The sequence below is a fragment of the uncultured Paraglaciecola sp. genome, from assembly GCF_913020055.1.
Lineage (GTDB): Bacteria > Pseudomonadota > Gammaproteobacteria > Enterobacterales > Alteromonadaceae > Paraglaciecola.
Genome location: NZ_CAJWCF010000138.1, coordinates 1 through 8958 on the forward strand (window position 1 = coordinate 1; position 8958 = coordinate 8958).

At 41.0% G+C, this 8958-nt stretch carries 10 protein-coding genes; 9 read left to right on the forward strand and 1 reads right to left on the reverse strand.

Annotated features, from left to right (window positions below):
* The first annotated feature begins 210 nt into the window (after positions 1 to 210).
* The 7 genes from QZ488_RS20040 (at position 211) to QZ488_RS20070 (ending at position 5361) form a co-directional block, all read left to right on the forward strand.
* Entirely contained in the window at positions 211 to 612 is a 402-nt protein-coding gene (locus QZ488_RS20040; protein WP_293752078.1) for a Dabb family protein, read from the forward strand.
* A gap of 25 nt (positions 613 to 637) precedes the next feature.
* Positions 638 to 1168, forward strand: a complete 531-nt coding sequence (locus tag QZ488_RS20045) for a DUF3750 domain-containing protein (protein WP_293752080.1) — start codon at positions 638 to 640, stop codon at positions 1166 to 1168.
* A 247-nt stretch (positions 1169 to 1415) separates the two neighbouring features.
* Entirely contained in the window at positions 1416 to 2114 is a 699-nt protein-coding gene (locus QZ488_RS20050) for a spondin domain-containing protein (RefSeq protein WP_293752082.1), read from the forward strand.
* Positions 2115 to 2124: 10 nt separating this feature from the next.
* Positions 2125 to 2862 (forward strand): spondin domain-containing protein, encoded by a 738-nt coding sequence (locus tag QZ488_RS20055; protein ID WP_293752084.1) that lies wholly within the window; start codon positions 2125 to 2127, stop codon positions 2860 to 2862.
* 89 nt (positions 2863 to 2951) lie between these two features.
* Positions 2952 to 3671 (forward strand): response regulator transcription factor, encoded by a 720-nt coding sequence (locus QZ488_RS20060; protein ID WP_293752086.1) that lies wholly within the window; start codon positions 2952 to 2954, stop codon positions 3669 to 3671.
* Positions 3672 to 3759: 88 nt separating this feature from the next.
* A complete protein-coding gene (locus QZ488_RS20065; RefSeq protein ID WP_293752088.1) occupies positions 3760 to 3954 on the forward strand; it encodes a DUF2065 domain-containing protein in 195 nt (64 codons plus the stop codon).
* Between the two features lie 108 nt (positions 3955 to 4062).
* Positions 4063 to 5361 carry an adenylosuccinate synthase gene (locus tag QZ488_RS20070; RefSeq protein WP_293752090.1) on the forward strand — a complete coding sequence of 433 codons (1299 nt, stop codon included), beginning with the start codon at positions 4063 to 4065 and terminating at the stop codon, positions 5359 to 5361.
* 62 nt (positions 5362 to 5423) lie between these two features.
* Here QZ488_RS20070 and QZ488_RS20075 read toward each other — a convergent pair whose 3' ends face one another.
* Positions 5424 to 7061: a methyl-accepting chemotaxis protein gene (locus QZ488_RS20075; protein ID WP_293752091.1), complete on the reverse strand. Its 1638-nt coding sequence runs from the start codon at positions 7059 to 7061 to the stop codon at positions 5424 to 5426.
* A 171-nt stretch (positions 7062 to 7232) separates the two neighbouring features.
* On the opposite strand from QZ488_RS20075, the gene QZ488_RS20080 reads away from it, so the two are divergent.
* Complete coding sequence (locus tag QZ488_RS20080; protein WP_293752092.1) at positions 7233 to 7601, forward strand: response regulator; 369 nt, start codon at positions 7233 to 7235, stop codon at positions 7599 to 7601.
* An 81-nt stretch (positions 7602 to 7682) separates the two neighbouring features.
* The coding region (locus QZ488_RS20085) for an aldehyde dehydrogenase family protein (RefSeq protein ID WP_293752094.1) at positions 7683 to 8958 on the forward strand (1276 nt) is incomplete at its 3' end.

Here is an 8958-nt window from a genome sequence, read left to right on the forward strand (position 1 = left end):
AAAAAGAATAAGCCAACCCTTAATTTAACTGATATAGAGCGCAATTCAATGGTTCTCGCTTAAACCGATCTGGGGTTATTTAGGTAAATATAATAATAGCCGCACTCAATGGTAAATTAATATAAACAAGTTGAAAACGTTTGCAGAAAAGTTTGACTACTAAGTCTGAAAAGTAATAATGGGCCATCTAAGCAAATGAGATGAGTTAAAATGAGTAAATTAAGTAGAAGACAATTTATCGCAATAACCGGTGCTAGTATTGTTGCTGGTACTGTAAAAGGAGAGCCGTTGATGGCAACCAAAACACAACTAATCCACACCGCTTATTTTTGGTTGAAAAATCCTGACTCTAAGGCTGACCGTGATCAATTGATTGCCGGTTTGCAAACACTAAGACAAGTCCCTGCGGTAAAAACTTTACATATTGGTTTGCCAGCTACCACTGAAAAACGTGATGTGGTTGACAACAGTTTTCAGGTATCTGAGTTAATGATGTTTGATGATTTAGCTGGGCAGAGTGAATATCAAGCTCATCCCATTCATCAAGCCTTTGTTAAAAACTGCTCACATTTGTGGGCTAAAGTTGCGGTAAAAGACTCTATTACAGTTTAGAGCATTGAGTCATGTGAGGTGAGTTTTGAATAAAACTGTTGTAGTTATTTTATTATTCGGATTATTGTCGGCTTGTTCAAATACAAATTGGCGAGAAGCAAGTCGTGAACCAGCGGGTATTGCAGAAGATCCAGCAATACAAAAAAATGCGGTAATAGAAGTGTATGCCGCTGATGCCTTTAGTTGGCGAGGTTGGTTTGCGGTACATAGTTGGATAGCAGTAAAACCACAAGATGCGACCGAATACACTGTTTATGAAGTTGTCGGTTGGGGAGTAAAACGTGGCCTGCCAGCGCTGCGTGAATACAAAACGGCCACACCAGATCGTTATTGGTATGGGGCTAAGCCAGAAAAAGTCTTATCAATACAAGGAGTTAAAGCCAGCGAGTTGATCCCGCAAATCTCTGATGCTGTTGCTCGTTATCCTTGGGCCAATGAATACACTTTATTCCCTGGACCCAATAGCAATACGTTTCCCGAATGGATTGGACTTCAGGTACCCGAGCTTGGTTTAGAACTACCTTTTCGTGCCATAGGCAGCGGTTATGCTGATTAAGCGCAGCTATTAGTAGAAGTCACCTCTTTTCCTAAGCCTTTAGTCAATTGATGGTGTGCACCTTGATCTCAACGTCAAAATGGTGAGGCCCCATGTTTTTAGCTTTTGTTATTGGATAATTTGAATCAGTAATATGCTAAATGTGAGGTCTTGATAAATTCGTATTCTTTTCGTGATACTTTCGCGACAACTTCCGTCCAAACTCTTTCTCGCAACGTCAATTTAACTATCTTTTGCGAGGAATAATATGAACAAACTTACTAAAATTTGCGCCGCGAGTGCATTAGTTTTTGCAAGCAACCACACTTTTGCTGCGGATGTGACAATCGAAATTCAAAATCTGACTCAAGGCATGTACTTCACGCCTATTGCTGCAGTAGCGCATACCCCAGACGCAAGCCTTTTTGAAGTAGGTGAAGAAGCCAGTACTGAAATCCAAGAAATGGCAGAAGGCGGCAGTTTAGCTGGGCTCACAACTATCGCTACTTCAATCAGCGCTGATGTTTTAGCAGAACCTACTGCAGGACCTTTAGGGCCTACACAATCAGTTTCTGGTTCATTTATGACGGCAGACGGCAATACTGTGTTGTCTGTAGTTGCAATGATTTTACCTTCCAATGACGGTTTTATTGGTCTAGACAATTGGACTATCCCTACAGAAGCCGGCACTTACACCGTTTATCTGAATGCTTACGATGCTGGTACTGAAGCTAATGACGAAATAGTGGGTGGTGGTGCACCGGGTACGCCAGGTATGCCAGCTCCTCCTTTCCTAACATTAGGCACAGGCGGCAGTGGTGTGACAGCTGTTAGTACTAATACTAATGTGCATATTCACCCAGGTAACATTGGTGATGATGATGCCGCTGGTGGCTCAAGTGACGTAACCAACTCTATCCATCGCTGGTTAAACCCTGTAGCTAAAGTCACAGTTACCGTTAACTAAGGAGGCTGTCATGATTAAACGTTTAAAATTAAACAAAATGCGAATTGCTCTGTTAGTGGGTTTACCTGTTTTACTCAGTGCTTGTAGCGACGACGAAGTAGAAGTTATACGAGAAGTAGAAGTCATTGTGGAAGTACCGGCGCCTGTGCCTACTCCCGTTGATGTGAGTTATGAAGTAACTTTGACTAATTTAACGAATTCCCAACCTTTGTCTCCCGCTGCTGTAGTGTTGCATGCTGATGGACATTTGTTTTCTGTCGGCGAAGTACCTTCGGTTGCCTTAGAGCAAATGGCTGAGGGTGGTATGAATAGTGGCTTATTAGCGCTTGGTATGGCCGCTTCTTCAGGTGTTGGTGCGATTGGCCCCGGCGGTAGCGAAACCATTAGTGTGACCATTCAAGATGTGACTGATGCCAAATTGTCTGTAGCGACTATGTTAGTGAATACAAATGACGCCTTTAGCGGTCTTGATGCGTTAGACTTAAGCTCTTTTGCTGTGGGTGACAGTTGGACAGCTACAGCAGGTGTTTATGATGCGGGAACGGAAGTGAATTCTGAAACTGCTGGCACCATGCCTGGCCCTGCTGATGGCGGCGAAGGGTTCAACGCGACCAGAACCGATACAGGTTATGTAGCTATGCATACTGGAGTCGTTACTGTCGATGACGGATTAACCAATTCCGTGTTAACAGTGCAACATAAGTTTGATAATCCAGCCGTACGTATTATGGTCACGCGTATTGAGTAAGTTTTAACTGCAAAAGTTTGAACTATAAAACGCTCAATTAATTATTAGTTGAGCGTTTTTTATTTTTACCCTAACTAGGAATAAATAACATGTCTGACAGTGTTTTATTGGTCGAAGATGACCGAGATATAGCCGAACTTATTCGTGTTAATTTGCTTGAATTGGGTGTGGTAACCACTGTGCAAGAGCAGGGGGATAAAGCATTACAAATGGCCTTAGATAATGATTATTCGTTACTCATTTTGGATGTGATGTTACCAGGAATAAGTGGTTTGGATATTTGTCGCCAAGTGCGAGAGCAAAAACCATCACAGGCGATTATCATGCTGACTGCAAAAAGCTCAGAAACAGACAGAGTATTAGGCTTAGAGTTAGGTGCGGATGATTATATGACTAAACCTTTTAGCGTGCGGGAGTTGCAAGCTAGAGTTAGGTCACAATTGCGCAAAGTGCATGTGTTTCAAGCAGTCAATACAACAAAAGTGGTTGATGAGAATGAGCCCTTAGTGATTGGCGCCTTGCATATCAATCAAAAGAACCATCAGGTTGTCTTTCAACAAAACGAACTTGAACTAACCGCCACAGAATTCGAACTACTGCATCATTTAGCCAGCCATCCCAATCAAGTGTTTAGTCGTAGCCAGCTATTGGAATCAGTGTGGGGATATCATCACAGTGGTTATGAACACACAGTAAATTCTCATATCAATAGATTGCGAGCTAAAATTGAGCAAGACGCCACTTCACCACAAATAGTCCAAACTGTTTGGGGGGTAGGATATAAGTTTAATCCTCAAGGTGTGGAGTGAATCTAAAAGAGTCAGACAAATAGATAGTTGTGTTAATCAACTGACGTATTATCCTAAGACCCTTCAATACTATTAATGGCTTTTTTACATGTATTCTCTTGGCGAAGTAATCCTGATGGCGTTAGCCATGGTTTTAATTGTCGAAGGGCTAGGCCCGATGCTATTTGCTAATAAGTGGCAAAAGTTTTTATTTCAAATATCACAACAACCAGTTAATCAATTACGCTCTATGGGGGGTATTTTGGTCACTATTGGCGTAGTCAGTTTACTTTATTTACTCTAATTTTAGTCTTCGCGACACAATTGATTATAAGCTGCGCGATTTTGCTATTTAGATGCCGATTGTTTTTTGTTAGAATCCCCGCCTAATTTTATGACTCCCGTCTTATTCATGGCTAAAAATGTTGTTGTACTTGGCACCCAATGGGGTGACGAGGGTAAAGGTAAGGTTGTTGATTTACTCACAGATCAAGCAACTTATGTAGTGCGTTATCAAGGTGGCCACAATGCTGGTCATACTCTGGTCATTGACGGTGAAAAAACCGTGTTGCACCTTATTCCTTCAGGAATTTTACGTGAAAACGTGACCTGCGTAATTGGTAATGGCGTAGTACTAAGCCCTGAAGCATTGCTTGAAGAAACAGCAATGTTAGAAGTGCGTGGTGTACCCGTTAAAGAACGCTTGGTTATCAGCGAAGCTTGTCCACTTATTCTTCCCTATCACGTTGAACTAGATGTGGCGCGTGAAAAAGCCCGAGGCAAAAAAGCGATTGGCACAACAGGCCGTGGTATTGGTCCTGCTTATGAAGACAAAGTATCTCGTCGTGGCTTGCGCGTGGGTGACTTGTTTAATCCTGAAGACTTTGCGGTTAAGTTAAAAGAAGTCCTTGAGTACCATAACTTTATGCTGACTAACTACTATAAAGTTGAGCCGGTTAGTTATGAAAAGGTTTTAGCGGATGCACTAGCGGTTGCCGATATATTAAAAGCAATGGTAGTGGATGTGACAGACGTATTGGATAAAGCCCGCTTGCGTGGTGATGCCATTATGTTTGAAGGTGCGCAAGGTACTTTGCTTGATATTGATCACGGTACTTACCCTTACGTGACGTCATCTAATACCACAGTTGGTGGCGTTGCCACTGGTGCTGGTTTCGGCCCGCTTAATCTGGATTACGTGTTAGGTATTGTTAAAGCTTATACCACCCGTGTTGGTTCAGGCCCTTTCCCAACAGAGTTAGACTGTGAAGTCGGTCAGCATCTGGGTGTTAAAGGTCATGAATTTGGTGCTACAACAGGCCGTAAACGCCGCACTGGTTGGTTTGACGCTGTTGCGATGAAACGCGCGGTACAAATCAATTCTATTACTGGTTTTTGTTTAACTAAATTAGACGTACTTGATGGCTTAGAAAGTTTAAGTATTTGTATAGGTTACAAAGACGCTCAAGGAAATATCCAAGATGTGCCTCCTATGGCAGCTGACGGTTATGAGTTGATCACACCCGTTTACGAAAGCATGCCTGGTTGGAGTGAAAATTCATTTGGTGTAACCAATTATGAAGAGTTACCACAAGCGGCTAAAAACTATATTAAACGTCTTGAAGAACTTACTGGTGTGCCAATTGATATTATTTCAACGGGTCCAGAGCGAAACGCAACTATAGTGTTACGTCACCCTTTCGAAGTTTAATATATTTACTCATTTGTGAGTTGAAGTGATTAGGCTGCTATACGCAGCCTTTTTTATGGGCATTATTCCGTTCTAATCTGTAGTTCTTTTATCGATGTTTCAATGTGCTGGTATATTTGGGCTAATTTTTTTGATGTCTGTTCCATAATCTCGGCTTCTTGCATAGATTGTGTATTGTGCAGTTCAATATTGCTTAGCGCTTGATTAATCGTTTCTGTTTGTCCTAACTGCCCATCCATTTCTTCTTCGATAATGCCATGTAAACTACTAATTTGCATAATGACATTGTGTAGTGAATCAACAAACTCCTGCGATTTTTCAGTTTGGGATAAGCTGACTTCTGCTTGATCCTTACCCTGCATCATTGCTTGTACTGCGCTATCGGCTTCACTTTGTAGTTTGTTGATATTGTCGGATATTTGTTTTGTTGATTCTTGGGTTTTGGTCGCTAGGCTTCTTACTTCGTCTGCCACTACGGCAAATCCTCTGCCTGACTCACCTGCTCGCGCTGCTTCTATCGCAGCATTGAGTGCCAATAAATTGGTTTGCTCTGCAATGCCATTAATCACATTAACAACGTTGCCTATGTTGTCTGAATCTGTTTTCAAATCAGCAATAATAGTCGAAGCATGATTTGTTGCCTTGAGCATATTATGACTAGTTTCTAGGTTTTCCTTAAACATAACCTGCCCCTTATCCGCAAGAACAGCACAGTCGCTTACCAAAGTATTGGCTTGGGAAATCGCCTCACTAACTGAGTTATTCGATTCTGATAGTTCTTGCATATTCAAAGCAAGTCTTGAGGTTTCACTGGTTTGATTGGTCAGGCTTGATTTTACTTTCTTAAAGGCATCGAACATATTTTCAATGATTCCACCTAAGCCTTTTATATCTTTGATGATTTGTCTTAATACTTTACTTAACCCCTGCTGGATTTGCACAAAATCTCTGGCGACTTGGCCAATTTCATCAGGGTTTTTGCTATTGATGTCGCCAGTAAAGTCTCCTTCAGCAATCTTTCTAGATGCTAACGTAATATCCCTTAGCGGAGCGGTTATGTTGGTACTGATAAACCAACTGACCGCAATCAATACAAGAATAATAATGATGACGATGCTGATTTTAGTCATTAAAAATGTTGATAGTGCTCGTGACTCATTTTCTGTTTTGAGTGCTAAAATATTTGTACTGACCACTTCTACCGCTGAAGTGAGGTACTCTGTTGGTTTTTTATCAATACCCGATACGCTGCTATCACCCTTTGAAATATTTTTATTCGAGGCGATAAAAACATCATAACCAGCGTGATAGGCTCTTAACATTTCAGGATAACTTTGAGCGAATTTCTGCAGATGTTGCTTGGCTGGGTTGCTATTTGGCATTACCTGCAACAAATGTTGATAGCGCTTTTGTATTTCGGTTGCTGTTTTGTTAAAGCGTGCCCAATATTTATCAAGTTGCTTTGGATCGTTTCCCCTAATTAAGGTATTTTTCCATTCTTGAACTTGAGTCTTAAATTTCACATTTAAATCGGCGACCTCTAACATGATGGTCACTTCTTGGTTAACGTCCTCACCATAATTGGTCACTGCACCTTGTATAGATGAAAAGCCAATAAACACGGTAATGAGCACTACCGTCATAGCACAAACTAAGAGCAGTAAAATTTTGTTTCGTACTTGAGAACGAATTATTTGCATAGAGGAATCCCTTTTTGGTCCAAACTATATAACGGCATAATTGCTTTAATTATGAATGAAATTCTAACTAGAATCACATGTTCTTTTTTTAGTCTATTCAGCAGAAGGGAATTTTTTTACCTAGCGGATGTGTTACAACTTGACTGTAATTTATTGACCTATGATGAATGATTGAAACATATTAAGATCTTAATTATCGATGACGTTGAAGCAATACGCACCTTTTCTGGCTTGGTGCTCAAACGTATGGGTTATGAATTTGTTGAAACCGCTGACAGCGCTGAAGTGGCTTTGGAAAAAGTGAAATATGTTGCTTTTGATCTGATACTACTCGACATCAACCTTCCTTCCATGAGTGGACTAGAATTACTTAAAAAGTTACGAATTGAATTCCCCGCAAGTCAGGTTGTGATGTGCTCTGCAAGTAGCTCAGACGAAAATATTCGTCAAGCAATTGCCGACGGAGCTGAAGGGTTTTTAGTTAAGCCTGTCACGCAAACAAGTCTGGTGTCTTTGTTACAGCGTTTAGAATTTGCATAGGGATTTAATGCATTCCACATATGATCCTTTTGGCTTTTTTGGGATAATATATATCATGAATAAAATTATCAGAGGTCTTCGATGCAAACCACTACTTCATCCGCAGAATTTACAGGAACTTTAGTCGCTGATATTGCACCTAAGATTCGATCTTTAAACAGTACTTTTTCAAGCGGCAACACTAAAGAAATTACATGGCGTATTGAACAGCTCAAACAAATCAAAAAAATGGTACTTGAGCAACAAGACAATATTTTTGTAGCGATGCAAAAAGACTTAGGCCGCTGTGATATGGAGTCGTGGACCGCAGAGTTAGGAGGGGTGATAAGTGAGGTTGATCATTCCATTAGCCATCTCAAAAAATGGATGAAGCCTCGAAAGGTCGCAACGCCTATAGTCGCTCAGCCTGCTAAAAGTTATATGTTACCAGAGCCTCTGGGTACCATTTTAATTATTGGCGCATGGAATTATCCATTATTACTGGTTTTCTCTCCACTTGTTGCTGCTATTTCTGCTGGTAATTGCGCCCTTATAAAACCTTCAGAGTTATCGGCCAATATGTCTAAGTTAGTGGCAAAAATGGTCGCACAATATTTAGATAACGACGCGATTGATGTAGTAGAAGGCGCGGTAGATCAAACGACTGAACTTTTAAAACACAAATTTGATCATATTATTTATACCGGCGGAGATGTTGTCGGCAAAATTGTGATGCGTGCTGCAGCTGAGTTTCTCACGCCTGTTACTTTGGAGCTTGGTGGAAAAAGCCCGTGTATCGTCGATAGCTCAACTGATTTAGACGTTACAGCAGCCAGAATAGTCTGGAGTAAATGGATGAATGCAGGGCAGACCTGTGTTGCTCCTGATTACGTGCTAGTCGAAAAGCGTTTTGCGGGGCAACTAATAGATGCGATTAAAAGCAAAATTGTAGAATTTTATAGTGCCGATGTGGCTACTTCTAAGGATTATGGGCGGATTGTTAGTGAGCGCCATTGTTCCCGTATTATCAAGTATTTAGAAGATCAAAATGTTGTGCATGGTGGTAATCACGATTTATCCAATAAGTACATTGAACCCACTATAGTGCTTGATCCAAGCCCTGATAGTTCACTTATGCAAGAAGAGATTTTTGGTCCTGTTTTAGTTTCAACTACTTTTAGAACTCCAAATGAAGCAATAGCACTCGCAAATAATACAAAATACGGTCTCGCAGCAAGTATTTGGACCGAAAATATTAATCTAGCTCTAGACCTTGCCCCAAAAATAAATTGTGGCGTCGTATGGATTAATTCTGTTAATCAATTTGACGCCGCCGCTGGGTTTGGAGGCCGCAGAGAAAGTGGCTTTGGTCGTGAGG

What these genes read in the sequence shown, in the direction of transcription:
- QZ488_RS20065 (WP_293752088.1), top strand. Translation starts at nt 3,760, where the DNA reads ATGTATTCTCTTGGCGAAGTAATCCTGATGGCGTTAGCCATGGTTTTA.
- QZ488_RS20070 (WP_293752090.1), top strand. Translation starts at nt 4,063, where the DNA reads ATGGCTAAAAATGTTGTTGTACTTGGCACCCAATGGGGTGACGAGGGT.
- QZ488_RS20060 (WP_293752086.1), top strand. Translation starts at nt 2,952, where the DNA reads ATGTCTGACAGTGTTTTATTGGTCGAAGATGACCGAGATATAGCCGAA.
- QZ488_RS20055 (WP_293752084.1), top strand. Translation starts at nt 2,125, where the DNA reads ATGATTAAACGTTTAAAATTAAACAAAATGCGAATTGCTCTGTTAGTG.
- QZ488_RS20040 (WP_293752078.1), top strand. Translation starts at nt 211, where the DNA reads ATGAGTAAATTAAGTAGAAGACAATTTATCGCAATAACCGGTGCTAGT.
- QZ488_RS20075 (WP_293752091.1), bottom strand. Translation starts at nt 7,061, where the DNA reads ATGCAAATAATTCGTTCTCAAGTACGAAACAAAATTTTACTGCTCTTA.
- QZ488_RS20050 (WP_293752082.1), top strand. Translation starts at nt 1,416, where the DNA reads ATGAACAAACTTACTAAAATTTGCGCCGCGAGTGCATTAGTTTTTGCA.